At 73.2% G+C, this 14,896-nt stretch carries 11 protein-coding genes and 1 riboswitch; of the genes, 8 read left to right on the forward strand and 3 right to left on the reverse strand.

Annotation, left to right across the window (positions count from 1 at the left end; all coding sequences use genetic code 11):
• The first annotated feature begins 12 nt into the window (after nucleotides 1-12).
• Nucleotides 13-140: riboswitch (cobalamin riboswitch) on the forward strand.
• 67 nt (nucleotides 141-207) lie between these two features.
• From ACA511_RS15260 to ACA511_RS15275, 4 genes are read left to right on the forward strand one after another with little or no spacing between them, the layout of a single operon-like run.
• On the forward strand, nucleotides 208-1,140 hold the full coding sequence (locus tag ACA511_RS15260) for an ABC transporter substrate-binding protein (protein WP_375024958.1): 933 nt from the start codon (nucleotides 208-210) through the stop codon (nucleotides 1,138-1,140).
• 25 nt (nucleotides 1,141-1,165) lie between these two features.
• Nucleotides 1,166-2,341 (forward strand): FecCD family ABC transporter permease, encoded by a 1,176-nt coding sequence (locus ACA511_RS15265; RefSeq protein WP_375024959.1) that lies wholly within the window; start codon nucleotides 1,166-1,168, stop codon nucleotides 2,339-2,341.
• Nucleotides 2,338-3,108, forward strand: coding sequence for an ABC transporter ATP-binding protein (locus ACA511_RS15270; RefSeq protein WP_375024960.1), 771 nt, complete (start codon nucleotides 2,338-2,340; stop codon nucleotides 3,106-3,108). Before ACA511_RS15265 ends, ACA511_RS15270 begins: the two co-directional genes overlap by 4 nt.
• Nucleotides 3,109-3,110: 2 nt before the next feature.
• The gene (locus tag ACA511_RS15275; RefSeq protein ID WP_375025592.1) at nucleotides 3,111-3,791 is read left to right on the forward strand and encodes an adenosylcobinamide amidohydrolase; all 681 of its coding nucleotides are present in this window, start codon (nucleotides 3,111-3,113) and stop codon (nucleotides 3,789-3,791) included.
• A gap of 108 nt (nucleotides 3,792-3,899) precedes the next feature.
• Here the strand turns inward: ACA511_RS15275 and ACA511_RS15280 are convergent, their stop codons facing one another.
• Both ACA511_RS15280 and ACA511_RS15285 read right to left on the reverse strand, forming a co-directional pair.
• Entirely contained in the window at nucleotides 3,900-5,225 is a 1,326-nt protein-coding gene (locus ACA511_RS15280; RefSeq protein WP_375024961.1) for a chromosome segregation ATPase, read from the reverse strand.
• Between the two features lie 77 nt (nucleotides 5,226-5,302).
• The gene (locus ACA511_RS15285) at nucleotides 5,303-6,853 is read right to left on the reverse strand and encodes an AMP-binding protein (protein WP_375024962.1); all 1,551 of its coding nucleotides are present in this window, start codon (nucleotides 6,851-6,853) and stop codon (nucleotides 5,303-5,305) included.
• 306 nt (nucleotides 6,854-7,159) lie between these two features.
• Between ACA511_RS15285 and ACA511_RS15290 the strand changes: the two genes are divergently transcribed.
• Both ACA511_RS15290 and ACA511_RS15295 read left to right on the forward strand, forming a co-directional pair.
• Nucleotides 7,160-9,280, forward strand: a complete 2,121-nt coding sequence (locus ACA511_RS15290) for a hypothetical protein (RefSeq protein ID WP_375024963.1) — start codon at nucleotides 7,160-7,162, stop codon at nucleotides 9,278-9,280.
• Nucleotides 9,280-10,662, forward strand: coding sequence for an extracellular solute-binding protein (locus tag ACA511_RS15295; RefSeq protein WP_375024964.1), 1,383 nt, complete (start codon nucleotides 9,280-9,282; stop codon nucleotides 10,660-10,662). The genes ACA511_RS15290 and ACA511_RS15295 overlap by 1 nt, the downstream gene beginning before the upstream one ends.
• On the opposite strand, the gene ACA511_RS15300 is transcribed toward ACA511_RS15295, so the two are convergent.
• Complete coding sequence (locus ACA511_RS15300; protein WP_375024965.1) at nucleotides 10,659-11,249, reverse strand: TetR/AcrR family transcriptional regulator; 591 nt, start codon at nucleotides 11,247-11,249, stop codon at nucleotides 10,659-10,661. The genes ACA511_RS15295 and ACA511_RS15300 overlap by 4 nt on opposite strands.
• A gap of 88 nt (nucleotides 11,250-11,337) precedes the next feature.
• Here ACA511_RS15300 and ACA511_RS15305 point away from each other — a divergent pair, with 88 nt between their 5' ends.
• Both ACA511_RS15305 and ACA511_RS15310 read left to right on the forward strand, forming a co-directional pair.
• Nucleotides 11,338-12,951 carry a carboxyl transferase domain-containing protein gene (locus tag ACA511_RS15305; protein WP_375024966.1) on the forward strand — a complete coding sequence of 538 codons (1,614 nt, stop codon included), beginning with the start codon at nucleotides 11,338-11,340 and terminating at the stop codon, nucleotides 12,949-12,951.
• An 8-nt stretch (nucleotides 12,952-12,959) separates the two neighbouring features.
• Nucleotides 12,960-14,894: an acetyl/propionyl/methylcrotonyl-CoA carboxylase subunit alpha gene (locus tag ACA511_RS15310; protein WP_375024968.1), complete on the forward strand. Its 1,935-nt coding sequence runs from the start codon at nucleotides 12,960-12,962 to the stop codon at nucleotides 14,892-14,894.
• The last annotated feature ends 2 nt before the right edge of the window (nucleotides 14,895-14,896 follow it).

Consider the following 14,896-nt stretch of genomic DNA (forward strand, 5'->3'; position numbering starts at 1 on the left):
AGATCGGGATACCGCGGCTGATACCGTTGCGGTGCTGCGCGCCCAGGAGCGAAGTCCGGTGTGAATCCGGCGCTGTCCCGCAACTGTGATGCCCCTTCTCGAAGTGGCCGAGCCAGGTCGCCTCCTCGCGCGCCGACGATTCTCGACCTCGTGGAAGGGCGATCCGTCATGAGCGGGCCGTGGCTTCCCGGCAGCCTGGAGGCTCCTGTGAGACCCGTACGTACCTTCGGCGCGGTGATGGCGATCGGCATCGCCATGGTCACGGCCGCATGCGGCGGCGACGGCGGCAACGCCGAGAACGGGGCGAACGGCGCGGGGTCCGTCACCGTCCAGGCGGGGAACGGCGCGGTCACCGTTCCCGCCCGGCCGAAGCGGATCATCTCGCTCTCCCCCACCCACACCGAGACGCTGTTCGCCATCGGCGCCGGCCCGCAGGTGGTCGCGGTCAGCGACTACTCCAACCACCCGGCCGAGGCGCCGCGCACCAAACTGTCCGGCTTCAAGCCGAACGCCGAGGCGATCATCGCCTACAGGCCCGACCTCGTCGTCGTGTCCGACGACCTGAACGGCGTCGTCAAGGCGCTGGAGAAGGTGAAGATCCCCGTCCTGCTGGAGCCCGCGGCGGCCAGGCTGGACGACGCCTACGACGAGATCGACGACCTCGGCCGGGCCACCGGCCACGCCGCCGAGGCCGCGAAGCTCACCGACGGCATGAAGGCGGAGATCCAGAAGACGGTCGCCGCGTCGTCGGGCGCCGCGTCCAAGGGCAAGGGCCTCACCTACTACCACGAGCTCGACAACCAGCTGCACTCGGTGACGTCCACCACGTTCGTCGGCCAGGTGTACGGGCTGTTCGGCCTGCGGAACGTCGCCGACAAGGCCGACAAGGCGGCCGGCGGATACCCGCAGCTGTCCCGCGAGTACCTGCTCAAGCAGGACCCGGACCTCGTGTTCCTGGCCGACACCAAGTGCTGCGGCCAGAACACCGCCGCCCTGGCGAAGCGCCCCGGCTGGTCCGACCTGGACGCGGTGAAGAACGGGAACGTCGTCGAACTGGACGACGACATCGCCTCCCGCTGGGGGCCCCGCCTGCCCGAGTTCGTCAAGGCGATCGGCGCCGCCGTCCAGAAGGTGCAGTGACCGCGGCCGCCGGGGACGCCCGCTCATGAACGGAAGGCGCCGTCCCCGCTCCGGGACCGTTCCGGCCGGCCCCGCCGGGACGGCCCCGGACGTCCGCGTCCGGGAGACCGACCCGCCGGGGAAGGAGAAGGCGCCCCCCGAGGACGCCGCCGCGCCGAAGGGGCGCGCGGGACGTTCCCAGGCCAGGCTGCGGGCGCTGCCGCTCGCGGCGGCGGTCGCGCTGCTCGCCGCGACCCTGCTGGCCGGTGTGCTGGTGGGCGCCGCCGGGCTGCCCGCCGGAGGGGTGCTGAAGGCGCTCGCCGACAAGATCCCGTTCGTGCACGTCGACTCCGGGTTCGGGCCGATCGACGAGAGCGTCCTGTTCGAGCTGCGGGTCCCGCGCGCCCTGATGGCGGCGCTGGTCGGCGGGATGCTCGCCATGGCCGGGGCCGGCTACCAGGGCGTGTTCCGCAACCCGCTCGCCGACCCGTACCTGCTCGGCGCGGCGTCCGGGGCCGGGGTCGGCGCGACGCTGGTGATCGCCCTGGTGCCCGGCGACCCCGGCTACGGCGTCCCGCTCGCCGCCTTCGTCGGCGCCGTCTGCGGGGTCGCCCTGGCGTACGGGCTCGGCCGGTCGGCGGGCGGCAACGAGGCCGCGACGCTGGTGCTCGCGGGCGTCGCGGTGTCGCTGTTCCTCGCGGCGGTGCAGACGTTCATCCAGCAGATGAACGCCGAGGAGCTGCAGCGCATCTTCTCCTGGATCCTCGGCGGGGTCGGCTCGGCGGACTGGCGCCAGCTCGCGCTGGTCGCCCCGTACGCGGTCGTGTCCACCGTCGTCCTGCTGGCGCACGGCCGCCTGCTGGACGTGCTGAGCGTCGGCGACGAGGAGGCGGCGAGCCTCGGGCTGTCGGCGGCGCGGGTGCGGCTGACCGTGCTGGTCGCGGCGTCGCTGGCGACCGCGTCGGCGGTGGCGGTGAGCGGACTGATCGGGTTCGTCGGCATCGTCGTGCCGCACGTGGTGCGGCGGCTGGCGGGCGGCTCGTACCGGGTGGTCCTTCCGCTGTCGCTGCTCGGCGGGGCGGCGTTCCTGGAGGTGGTGGACCTGGTGGCGCGGACCGTCACCAGCCCCGGGGAGCTGCCGCTCGGCGTCGTGACGGCGTTCGTCGGCGGCCCGTTCTTCGTGGCGGTGCTGCGCGCGTCCCGCAGGCAGGTGGACGCGTGACCGTGCGGGTGCGGGACCTGGACGTGTCGCTCGGCGGCCGGCCGGTGCTGAAGGGCGTGTCGCTCGACGTCCCGGCCGGCTCCTGGACGGCGGTCATCGGCCCGAACGGCGCCGGGAAGTCGACGCTGCTGCGCGCCGTCCTGGGCCTCGTGGCCTCGGACGGCGAGATCCGCGTGGCGGGCGAGGACGTCCAGCGGCTCAAGCCGCGGCAGCGGGCCCGGATGGTCGCCTACGCGGCGCAGAGCCCGAACCTCCCCGCCGGGATGACGGTGTTCGACTACACCCTCCTCGGGCGCTCCCCGTACGTCCCGCATCTCGGACGCGAGAGCGCCCGCGACCGGGCCGTCACCGGGGAGGTCCTCGACCGCCTCGACCTCGCCTCGTTCGCGGCCCGCCCCCTGGACCACCTCTCCGGAGGGGAGCGGCAGCGAGTCGTGCTGGCGCGGGCGCTGGCGCAGCAGACGTCCGTCCTCCTGCTGGACGAGCCGACGACCGCGCTCGACATCGGCCACCAGCAGCAGGTGATGGAACTGGTCGACCAGCTGCGGCTGTCCGACGAGCTGACCGTCGTCACCACGATCCACGACCTGACCCTCGCCGGGCAGTACGCCGACGCCCTGGTCCTCATCTCCGAGGGGCGCGTCGCCGCGGCGGGGACGCCCGCGCAGGTCCTCACGCGGCCCGTCGTCGAGCGGCACTTCGACGCGCGCGTGCACGTCAGCACCGGCCCCGGCGGCCGGCCGATCCTGGCACTGGAGCGTCCGTGAACATCGAGACGGTGTGGCGCGAGGAGGACGGCAAGCGCCTGGCGGCGACGGTGTGGCGGGCCGGCGGCGGGCACCGGGCGATCTCGTCGGCGATGCTGGGCGGCGGCATCGGCCCGGCCCGGTGGGTGCTGAACGCGCAGGTCGCGGGCGCCTACTCGCGCACGGACCCGGCCGTCCACCTGGCCGAGCTGGCCGCCTCGTACGGGCTGGACGGGCCGGGCGTCGGGATGCTCACGGCCGCCTCCGTCTCCCGCACGGTCCGGCGCGGCGACGAGGGCGTGCACGTGTCGGCGACGGTCGGGCTGCGCGTCCCGACCTGGGCCGCGGCCCCCGCCGGGGCGCCGGACCCGGAGCTGGCGCCGCTCGACGGGACGTCCCGGGCCGCCTGGACGCCCGGCACCGTCAACATCGTCGTCGCCGTGCCCGTGCCGCTGGACGACGCGGCGCTGGTGAACGCCGTCGTCACCGCCACGGAGGCCAAGACGCAGGCGCTGCTGGAGGCGGGCTTCCCGTGCACGGGCACCGCGTCCGACGCGATCTGCGTGGCGGCCGCGGCCGGCGGGGAGCCGGAGGTCTTCGCGGGGCCCCGCTCGACCTGGGGCGCGCGGATCGCCCGCGCCGTCCACGCCGCCGTCCGCGCCGGAGCCCTCGACTACGCCCGCTACCTGGAGGCCCGCGACTAGTACCGGCCGCCGTACCACCCCGGTGCGGTACGGCGGCCGGTTCAGGGCCAGTGCAGTGTGGGGGTCGGCCTCACCTCCTACCGGTGCGTCGCTTCGCCGGCATGACGGTCAGCCGGCGTGGGGAAGGCGTTGTCCGTTGCGGTTCGGCGGCCCGTTGCGGTTCGGCGGCCCGTGCTGATCGAGCGGCCCGTTGCGGCTCAGCGGGCCGATCCGCGGGTCGGTCGCGAGCGGGTCGCCGCCGTCCAGCAGCGATCCGCCGCCCCGCGTCCCGTTCACCGGCGGCAGCGCGTGCAGCCCGGTCGGCGGCTCCCGGTCCGCGTGCGGGCGCGGGCCGGTGTCGTGGCGGTCGGTGAGCGCGGTGAGGGCGTCGACGCGGCGGCGCGCCCGGTCGGCCTCGGCGCGCGCGGCGTCGCGTTCGGCGGTGAGCGCCCGCACCGCCGCGCGCAGCTCCTCGGCCGTGCGCGCCAGCCCCCAGTTGTGCTGCTCCAGCTCGCGGGCCCGCGCCTGGATCTGGTCGCGGTCGGCGACGGCCTGCCCGCGCTTGGCCTCGGCGTCGCGGACGGCGGAGCGCAGGTCCCCGGCGGTGCGCTCGGCCGCGTCGGCCTCCAAGCGCCGGCTCTCGACCTGCGTCTCGGCCTGCGACACCCGCCCGTGCAGGGCGACGAGCTCGGACCGGGCGCTCTCCAGCGAGGCGAGCAGCTCGCCCTCGCGGGCCGCCACGCGGTCGCGCTCGCGCTCGGCGGCGAGCCGGGCGGCGCGCGCGCCCTCGGCCTCGTCCCGCGCCTCCGCCGACTCCCGCCGGGCGGTGTCCCGCTCGGCCTTCAGCCGCTTGACCTCGGCCTGCGCGGACGCGGCCTCCTGCTCGGCGGCCTCCGCGCGGGCGCGCGCGGTGGCGGTCTCCCGCCACGCCAGCTCGGCCTGCCGCTGGGAGGCGTCGCGCTCGCGCTGCGCGATCGCGATGTGCCCGGCGGCCTCGGCGCGCGCGTCGGCGGCCCGCCGCTCGACGCCCGCGACGCTCAGCTCCGACATCAGCGACCCGGCGAGCCGGTCGGTGACGCCCTCCAGCCGGTCCACCATCTCCCACGCCCAGGCGACCTGACCGGTGAGCCCCGGGGACTCCAGGCCGCGCTCGCGGCTCTCCCGCGCGGCCCGCTCGCACGCGCCGTCGCCGTCCTGGCAGTAGCGGACGGTGCGGGCGCCGCGCACCGGCTGCGGCACGGGCCGTCCGCAGCCGGCGCACGGCCAGACCGCGACCGGGTCACCGAGGCGTGCGATCCCGGCGCGGTCGTCATCGGCGGCCGCGGGCGCGCCGGGGCCGGGCGCGACCTCCTCGGCGGCGTAGGGGGCCGGGTCCGTGACGACGGGAAGGTCGGTCTTCGTCGGGGCGGCGGACGGGGCGGCGTCGTCGAGGGGGGCGACCTTCTGGTCCTTCATGTGCGGTGGTACGCACGGGCGCGCGGAGGCGTTCGACGATTCCGGCGGCGACTTGCGCGACGCCCGTCCGGGCGGGGTCAGCCCGGCTGCTCCCGCAGGTAGTCCTCGCGCACGCGGCGCCGGCTGAGTTTGCCGGACGGGGTGCGCGGCAGCGATGCGCGGAACTCCAGCCGCCGGGGGTGCTTCAGTTTCGCCAGCCGGGGCCCGCAGTGCGCGAGCAGCTCGGCGGCCAGGCCGTCGCCGGGCTCGCGGTCCCCGGCGGGCTCGACGAGGGCGACGACGCGCTGCCCCCAGTCGTCGTCGGGGACGCCGATCACGGCGACGTCGCCCACCGCCGGATGCTGCAGCAGCACCGACTCGATCTCGGCCGGGTAGATGTTGACGCCGCCGGAGATGATGAGGTCGGTGCGCCGGTCGCTCATGTAGAGCCAGCCGTCCGCGTCGAGGTGGCCGAGGTCGCCGGGCGTGTAGTAGTCGCCGCGCATCGAGGCGGCGGTCTTGTCCGGGTCGTCGTGGTACTCGAAGCCGGGCTGCCCGGTCGCGTAGATCAGGCCCGTCTCCCCCGGCGGCAGCTCCGCTCCCTCCGGGTCGAGGATCTTGATCTGGACGCCGTCGACCGCGCGCCCGACCGTCCCCGGGTGGGCGAGCCACTCCTGCGGGGCGGCGACCACGACGGGGCCGCTCTCGGTGGAGCCGTAGTACTCGTAGAGGACGGGCCCCCACCAGTCCATCATCCGCTGCTTGGTCTCCATCGGGACGGGCGCGGCGGTGTGGAACACCTGCCGCAGCGACGACAGGTCGTACCGCGCCTTGACGTCGTCCGGCAGTCCGAGCATGCGGTGGAACATGGTCGGCACCATGAGCGAGTTCGTGACGCGGTGCCGCTGGATCAGCTCAAGCGTCTCCTCCGGCTGGAAATGGGACGAGATGACGACACCGTGGCCGAGGCTGAGCGCCATCAGCGCGTGGACGCACGGCGCCGAGTGGTACAGCGGGCCGATGGCGAGGTGGACCTCGTCGTCGCCGGGTTCGAGGCTCAGGTGCCGCATCAGCGTCTGCCGCATGACGTCGAACAGCAGCTCGGGCGGGATGTCCATCAGCGGGCGCCGGACGCCCTTCGGCCGTCCCGTCGTCCCGGACGTGTAGAGCATGACCGACCCCATCTGCCGCTTCCCGGGCGGGTCGGCGCTGCCCGCGGCGCACAGCCCGGCCATCGAGCGGTGGCCGTCGGCCGGGTCGGCGCTCACCCGCCCCTCCGCCGGGATGCCGGCCTCGTCCGCCGCGGCCGACACGGCTCCGGCGAACCCGCTCTCGGTGACGACGGCCTTGGCGCCGGAGTCGGCGAGGATGTAGGCGATCTCGGGCGTGGTCAGGTGGCGGCTCACGGGGACGAGGTAGAGCCCCGACTGCATCGCGGCGAGCATCACGGTGAGGAACTCGCGCCGGTTGCCGAGGACGGTCGCCAGCGCGTCCCCGGGGCGCAGGCCGATGTCGCCGAGCGCGTGGGAGAAGCGGTTCACCTCGGCGTGCAGCTCGCCGTACGTCACCGGTCCGCCCGGGGCGAGCACGGCGGGGCGGTCCGGGTGGTTCTGCGCGATCTGGTAGAAGCCGACACCCTCGACACTCATGCGGCGCTCCTCTGTGCGGGTCTGGCGGCCGGACGACCTCGGGTCCCATCTGACCCGCCTTGCTGGCGGTCCGTCAAGACGCTCGGCCGCACGGCCGCCGGCACTCCTTGGCCCCCGGCTGCCTGGGCATCCACCGTCCCGGAAGATGGAAAAGGTAATTAAGGGTCGACCGCAATCCACCTCGACAGGATCGGCCTATCGAGGTCAACCGATTTCCTGTATCGCGCCCAGAGCCACGAATTATGATCAGAACTCTATTCCGAAGATCCGGCAAGTCGAGAGTTCCGCGTGACAACGAAGCCCCATATGAGTGAATCCGGCGACGGCGACCAGCCACCGGGCTCCGAGTCCGGCGGGCGGCGCAACGGCCCGATCGGCCCTGGCGACACCCCTGGCCTCAGCCCCGGGCCCGGCGAGATTCCGCCGAGTGTCATCATCGGCGTTTGTTCCGGTGTCATCGTGACGGTCTTGATGAAGCAGGTCTACGCCGTCGCCTGGCTGGGGACGCTCGTCACGGCCATCGTCACGGTGTCGGCCTTCGTCCTGGTGGGATGGCTGGCCACCCGCGATCCGGTGAAGTCGGTGCTGAAGCGGCTGTTCCCGAAGGTGCCGAGCGGCACCGCGACGGCCGTCGGCTGGGGCGCCGCCGGCGCCGCCGCGATGTTGCTGATCTTGACGTCGGTTTTCGGCGTCGGCCAGTTGCTGAAGTGGACGCGCCCCTGCGGGCAGCCCCTGGAGTTGCGGGTCCTCACCAGCCCTGCGACGATCAGGCCGCTGCGCAGCGCCGCCGCGGGGTTCGAGAACGCGAGCCAGGACCACGGCTGCAGCAAGTACAGCGTCAGCGTGGCGGCAGAACCGGGCCCTGTGCAATTGCGTACGGCTTTCAGGCAACAATGGCCGCGCAACGGGGCTGCCGGCGACCCGCCCCCGGACAACGATCGCCTGTTCGGCCCGCAGCCCGACATCTGGATTCCGTCCTCCAAGGCGGAACTCGAATATGTCAAAGGCGTCGGCGGGAACACGGGAGGACCCGCGTTCGATGAGAAGCCGTCTTCGCTGGGGCGCTCGCCGATGACGCTGGCTCTCTTCGGCGAAGACCATACGGTGGTCAACGATCTCCGGGCGCCGCCGGTGGCGACGGACATCAGCGATCTGCTGAGCCGCTTCGCGGGGGTGGGGCTGAAGCTGCGCGGCATCGCCCGTCCCGTCCCGGAGACGTCCGCGGTGGCGCTGGCGGTGACCCCCGCGCTCTATGCCAGGACGCAGGACACGGACAACCGGGAAGACGAGCGGTTCGCCGAACCCGCCGACCTGGTCGCCCCCGACGCCGTGTCGCTGCTGTGCCGCTTCCGGAAACAGGCCGAGGAGCACCCGCACCTGCGGCCTCCCAAGGACATCGCGGTGGCCGTCCCCGAACAACTGCTGAGCGACTACAACTTCGGCCAGCCCCTCGGCGACGACCAGTGCAAGAAGGGCCTCGACCTCACCTTGGCCAAATACGCAGCGTGGCGTCTGTACCCGCACTACTCGGCCGATCTCCCCACACTCGATCACCCGTTCGTCCCGGTGACGTGGCAGGGCCAGAGAACGAGCGAACGAAGCGACGCGGTGCGGGCGTTCCACGACTGGCTCATGCGCAATCCGCTGACCGCCCAGGGGTTTCGCGACGGTGAGGGCACGTACCCGGCGACGGATCCCGACGACCCGGCGTCCTACAGTCTGTCACGGCTCGTAGCGGACAGGCGCCTCAGCGTCACGCTGCCCGACAAGGTGCCGCCGAAGAGCCCCGGTGAGATGCAGAGCGCGCTCGCACTGATCAGCAAGGCGCGCCCCAAGGTGTCCCTCTCGCTGATGCTGGACGTGTCAGGTTCAATGGGCGGCACCGCCAAGGGCCGCGCCGGCACCCGCCTCGCACAGGGCGTGTCGTTCATGCAGAGCCTGATCACACAGCTCCAGGACAGCGACAACGCCGCACTGCGGGTATCGTCCTCCGAACTGGTACCGAAGGACGAGTCCGACGTCCCGCCGTTGGTGTCACGGGAGAACAAGAACGACATCCTGCGGCGTCTGCTGGACGCGACGCCCAAGGGTTCCGACCGGTCGCTGAGCACGATGCTCAAAGACGCCCACATCGGCTCGGAACGGACGAACCTGATTCTCGTCACCGATGGACAGGTCGGGTCGACCAAGAAGGACCTGTCGGCCGAGGCGCTGTCGGGCGAGTATCGCGAGAAGCATCGTGACATGCGGCTGGTCGTGGTGATAGCGGGCCCGGCGGGCTGCGGCGCGTCACCCGTCAAGGATTTCGTAGCGGCCCTCAGAGGTGGTGGCGGCGCCGAGTGCCTGGCGCTCAGCACGGACCCCAAGGCCCAGGAGCGCCAGGCCGCCGAACTCATGGTGAACCTGAGACTGGGCGGAGGCCACTGATGGCCCGCGACGGCCTGCGGCGGTTCCTGCCGCCGGACGCGACGGCGTGGGGGGCCGCCGCGGCGGGAGCCTGCCTGATCCTTGTCATCGCGGTCGTGGTCGCCCTGCGGCCCGGCCCGTCCCGTCCGCACTGCGACCGCGAGAACCTCGTCGTCGTCGGCGGCACCGACGTCAGCCTGAACTACCAGCGCCGCAAGCTCATACAGGATTGGAACAAAAAGAATCCCCTCCGGAAAGCCACACTCGTGGAGGTGGCGGATTCCACGGACCTGCAGCACAGCCAGATCAAGGCCGTCGAGGAGTCCGGCGGCTGCGACTACGACGTCCTCATCATGGACAACACCTGGACGGCGCAGTTCGCAAGCAGCGGCTATCTGCGCCCGTTGGACGACATCAATGAGGGGGAAGACTTCTTCGGTCTGGCCCTGCAGACCGGTGCCTGGGAAGGCGTGCAGTACGCCGTGCCGTTTAACGTGGACGTCGGGCTCCTCTACTTCCGTAAGGGCGCAAAGGTGCCGGCCGCCTGGCCGGACCTTCTCGATTCGGGTGTCGCGATGCAGTTCGGGGACTACGAGGGCCGGACGGTGAACGCGCTGGAGGCCGTGTGGAATGGCGGCGGCGCGGGCCTGCTCAGCGGCGACGGGCATCCGGGCAGGGCCGACCTCCGCAAGCGCGTGTTTCCTGCGCTCGTCTGGTTGGCGAAGAGGCTCGTCCGGTTGGCGAAGAGACAGCCACAGTTGGTGGCGGCGTCCCGGGAAGCAAAGGAACAGGACAGCATCCAGGCGTTCGTGTCCGGGACCTCGCGGATGCGCAACTGGCCCTACGCCTTCTCCGCGCTCGCCACCGACCCGAGGATGCGGAACGGCGACGAGCTCAACTTCGGTGTGCGGGAGCTACCGGGCGATGGAGTCCTCGGCGGCCAGAACCTCGCCGTCTCGGCGTACTCTCCGCACCCCGAAGACGCCGTGAAGCTGGTGAACTTCCTCAGCGACAAGGACAGCCAGATCAAGCTTTTCTCGTGCGGCGGTTTCGCGCCCGCCAGGCATTCCGCGCTGGGTCTGCGGCCCGGCGACCTGTCCCCGAGCGCGGTCTCTGTGGCGCCCTGCGACCTCGGCAGGGACAAGGGCGAGGCCGAGGAGTCCTTCCTTCCGAGCCAGGCGCAGCTCACCACGCTCGGGCGCGCCATCGTGGGGGCCCTGCCGCGCGCCCAGTCCCGGCCGGTGACGCCGCACTACAGCACGTTCAGCGCCACTTTCCGGGATTGTGTCGAGAAGATCTTCAGGGGCGAGGAGTCCAAACCGCAGAACGACGCGCGCGTCGATGCTGCGAGCTTCGCGAGGGCCGTCGACCAGTCCCTGGACGGGCGCACGGCGTCCTGCTAGCGGGCGCCCTCCAGGGCGGCGCGGGCCATGGCGTGCAGGAGGTCGCCCATGGCTTCGCGGTCGAGGCCGGCGGCGCTGCGCGGGGTGGAGTTCAGCAGGCCGAAGCACGCGTGGACGGCGGCGCGGGTCCGGTCGTCGCGCAGGCCGGGGTTCAGGCGGCGCAGGACGGCGACCCATTCCTCGACGTAGGCGCGCTGGAGCCGGCGGACGCGGTGCCGCTGCGGTTCGGGGACGTTGTCCAGTTCGCGCTCGTGCACGGTGATCAGCGCGGGGTTGTCGAGCGCGAACGCGATGTGCCAGCGCAGCAGGGCGTCGAGGGCGCGCCCGGGGTCGGGGCCCGCGGCGCGGCGGACGCCCTCGGCGAGCAGCCGTTCGCTGATGTCGAGGAGCATCTCGGCGAGGACGGCCTCCTTGCCGCTGAAGTGCCGGTACAGGGCGGGGCCGGTGAGCCCGACGGCGCGCCCGAGGTCGCCGATGGACGCCCCGTGGTAGCCGCGGCGCGCGAACAGCTCGGCGGCGGCGGCGAGGATCTCGGCGCGCCGCGGGTTCGGCGCGCCGGCCAGCGCCTCGGCCCGTGGGGAGGTCATGCGGGCAGTCTAGACTAGAGTTGTTAATGGCCGTTAACATCAGCCTGCAACGAACATTGTTAATGAGCGTTAACCGGGAAGGGGGGTCATGGGCGGACCCGAGATCGGCTCCCGCGCCGACGTCGCGGGCGAGGCGTTCAAGGCGAGCGCCGCGCGCAACGAGGCCCTGGTCGCCGAGCTGCGCGAGCGCGTCGACCGGGCGGGGCGCGGCGGTTCCGAGCGGGCCCGCGAGCGGCATGTCGCGCGCGGCAAGCTGCTCCCCCGCGACCGCGTCGACACGCTCCTCGACCCCGGCTCGCCCTTCCTGGAACTGTCGCCGCTGGCCGCGTACGGCATGTACGGGGACGAGGCGCCGGGCGCCGGGATCATCACCGGCGTCGGCCGCGTCTCCGGCCGCGAATGCGTGATCGTCGCCAACGACGCCACCGTCAAGGGCGGCACGTACTACCCGGTCACGGTGAAGAAGCACCTGCGGGCGCAGGAGGTGGCGCTGCACAACCGGCTCCCCTGCCTCTACCTGGTCGACTCCGGCGGCGCGTTCCTGCCCCGGCAGGACGAGGTGTTCCCCGACCGCGAGCACTTCGGCCGCATCTTCTACAACCAGGCCACGATGTCCGGGCGGGGCATCCCGCAGATCGCGGCGGTGCTGGGCTCCTGCACGGCGGGCGGCGCGTACGTCCCGGCGATGAGCGACGAGGCCGTCATCGTGCGCGGCCAGGGGACGATCTTCCTCGGCGGCCCGCCGCTGGTGAAGGCCGCGACCGGGGAGGTCGTGACGGCCGAGGAACTGGGCGGCGGCGAGCTGCACTCCCGGACGTCCGGGGTGACCGACCATCTCGCCGAGGACGACGCGCACGCGCTGCGGATCGTCCGGGACATCGTGTCCACGCTGGGCCCGCGCGAGCCGCGCCCGTGGGACGTCGGGCCGGCGGAGGAGCCCGCCGCCGACCCGTCGGAGCTGTACGGGATCGTCCCGCCCGACTCGCGCACCCCGTTCGACGTGCGCGAGGTCATCGCGCGGATCGTGGACGGCAGCCGCTTCCAGGAGTTCAAGAAGGAGTACGGCGCCACGCTCGTCACCGGTTTCGCCCGCGTCCACGGGCATCCGGTGGGGATCGTCGCCAACAACGGGATCCTGTTCGGCGAGTCGGCGCAGAAGGGCGCGCACTTCATCGAGCTGTGCGACCGGCGCAGCGTCCCGCTGGTGTTCCTGCAGAACATCACCGGGTTCATGGTCGGACGCGAGTACGAGGCGGGCGGCATCGCCAAGCACGGCGCGAAGATGGTCACCGCCGTGGCGTGCGCCCGCGTCCCCAAGTTCACCGTCGTCATCGGCGGCTCGTTCGGCGCCGGGAACTACGCGATGTGCGGGCGGGCCTACTCGCCGCGCTTCCTGTGGATGTGGCCGAACGCCCGCATCTCGGTCATGGGCGGCGAGCAGGCCGCGAGCGTCCTCGCGACCGTCCGCCGCGACCAGATGGAGGCGCGCGGCGAGGAGTGGCCCGCCGCGGACGAGGAAGGCTTCAAGGAGCCGATCCGCGAGCAGTACGAGGCGCAGGGCAATCCGTACTACTCGACGGCGCGGCTGTGGGACGACGGAGTGATCGACCCGCTGGACACCCGGCGCGTGCTGGGCCTCGGGCTGTCGGTGGCCGCCAACGCACCGCTGGAGCCGGTCGGCTACGGCGTCTTCCGGATGTGAGGGTGTTGATGTTCGACAGCGTCCTGGTCGCCAACCGCGGGGAGATCGCCGTCCGCGTGTTCCGGACCCTGCGGCGGCTCGGGGTCCGCTCCGTGGCGGTGCACACCGACGCCGACGCGCTGGCCCGGCACGTGCGGGAGGCCGACGAGGCCATCCGGATCCCGTCTTATCTGGACATCGGCGCGGTGATCGCGGCGGCGCGGGACTCCGGGGCGCCGGCCGTCCACCCGGGGTACGGGTTCCTCGCCGAGAACGCGGCGTTCGCGCGGGCGTGCGGCGAGGCGGGGCTGGTGTTCATCGGCCCGCCCGCCGCGGCGATCGAGGCGATGGGCGACAAGATCCGCGCGAAGCGGACCGTCGCCGCGGCCGGTGTCCCGGTCGTCCCCGGACGGGACGAGGCGGGCCTCTCCGACGCCGAGCTGGCGGACGCCGCGCTGGAGGTCGGGCTCCCGGTGCTGCTCAAGCCGTCCGCGGGGGGCGGCGGTAAGGGCATGCGGCTCGTCCGGGACGCGGCGGACCTCGCGGAGGCGATCGCGTCCGCCCGCCGCGAGGCGCGCGGCTCGTTCGGCGACGACACGCTGCTCGCCGAGCGGTTCGTGGAGAACCCCCGGCACATCGAGATCCAGGTCTTCGCGGACGGGCACGGCAACGCCGTCCACCTGGGCGAGCGCGAGTGCAGCCTGCAGCGCCGGCACCAGAAGATCGTCGAGGAGGCGCCGTCGCCGCTGCTGGACGAGGCGACCCGCGCGCGGATGGGCGCCGCCGCCGTCGCCGCCGCGCGGGCCGTCGGGTACGCGGGCGCCGGGACGGTCGAGTACATCGTCTCCGCCGACCGCCCGGACGAGTTCTTCTTCATGGAGATGAACACCCGGCTCCAGGTCGAGCACCCGGTCACCGAGCTGGTCACCGGCCTCGACCTGGTCGAGCTCCAGCTCCGGGTGGCGTCCGGGGAGCCGCTGCCGTTCGCGCAGGACGACGTCCGCCTGGCCGGGCACTCCATCGAGGCCCGCGTCTACGCGGAGGACCCGGCGCGCGGCTTCCTGCCGACCGGCGGGCGCGTGCTGGCGCTGACCGAGCCCGGCCATGCCCGCGTCGACTCCGGCCTCGACGCCGGCACCGAGGTCGGCGGCTCCTACGACCCGATGCTCGCCAAGGTGATCGTGCACGGCGCGGACCGCGCCGAGGCCCTGCACCGCCTCGACCGGGCGCTCGCCTCGTACACGCTGCTGGGCGTCCCGACGAACGTCGCGTTCCTGCGCGCGCTGCTGCGGCACCCGTCCGTGGCGGCGGGCGATCTCGACACCGGCCTGGTCGAGCGCGCCGTGGACGACCTGGTCGCGGACGGGTCCGTGCCGCCCGAGGTTCTCGCCGCCGCCGCGCTGGAGCGGATGCGGGCGCTCGAATCCGGGGACGACCCGTGGGACGTCCCGGACGGCTGGCGCCCCGGCGCGCACGCCTGGGCGCCGTGGATCATCACCCCGTCCGGCGGCGAGCCGGTGGAGGTCCGGGTCCAGGGCCGGGCCGCGTCCGCCCGCGTCGCGGTCGGCGGCGGCGAGCCGGTCGCCGCCGCGCTGAACGACCCGTTCGTCCTGACCTACGGTGGGAGGACGACCTCGTTCGAGGCCGTCCGCGACGGGCACACGCTGTGGCTCGGCCGGGACGGGCACGCGTGGGCGCTGAGCGAGCACGTCCGCGCCGAGGGCGCCGCCGCCGCGGCCGCGGGCGACGGCGTGCTGCGCAGCCCGATGCCGGGGACGGTCCTGGCCGTCAAGGCGGCCGAGGGCGACCGGGTCGGCGCCGGGCAGCCGCTCGTGGTCGTCGAGGCGATGAAGATGGAGCACACCGTCACCGCGCCGCTCGCCGGCGTGGTGGCGAAACTGCCGGTCCGCGCGGGGGCGCAGGTCGCCCTCGACGTGGTGCTGGCCGTCATCGAGGAGGCATGACG

It is taken from the genome of Actinomadura sp. GTD37 (genome assembly GCF_041951365.1).
Taxonomy (GTDB): domain Bacteria; phylum Actinomycetota; class Actinomycetes; order Streptosporangiales; family Streptosporangiaceae; genus Spirillospora.

Excerpts from the sequence above, each read along its gene's own strand:
- ACA511_RS15265 (WP_375024959.1), top strand. The coding sequence starts at position 1,166 with ATGAACGGAAGGCGCCGTCCCCGCTCCGGGACCGTTCCGGCCGGCCCC.
- ACA511_RS15280 (WP_375024961.1), bottom strand. The coding sequence starts at position 5,225 with ATGAAGGACCAGAAGGTCGCCCCCCTCGACGACGCCGCCCCGTCCGCC.
- ACA511_RS15285 (WP_375024962.1), bottom strand. The coding sequence starts at position 6,853 with ATGAGTGTCGAGGGTGTCGGCTTCTACCAGATCGCGCAGAACCACCCG.
- ACA511_RS15290 (WP_375024963.1), top strand. The coding sequence starts at position 7,160 with ATGAGTGAATCCGGCGACGGCGACCAGCCACCGGGCTCCGAGTCCGGC.
- ACA511_RS15295 (WP_375024964.1), top strand. The coding sequence starts at position 9,280 with ATGGCCCGCGACGGCCTGCGGCGGTTCCTGCCGCCGGACGCGACGGCG.
- ACA511_RS15300 (WP_375024965.1), bottom strand. The coding sequence starts at position 11,249 with ATGACCTCCCCACGGGCCGAGGCGCTGGCCGGCGCGCCGAACCCGCGG.
- ACA511_RS15305 (WP_375024966.1), top strand. The coding sequence starts at position 11,338 with ATGGGCGGACCCGAGATCGGCTCCCGCGCCGACGTCGCGGGCGAGGCG.
- ACA511_RS15310 (WP_375024968.1), top strand. The coding sequence starts at position 12,960 with ATGTTCGACAGCGTCCTGGTCGCCAACCGCGGGGAGATCGCCGTCCGC.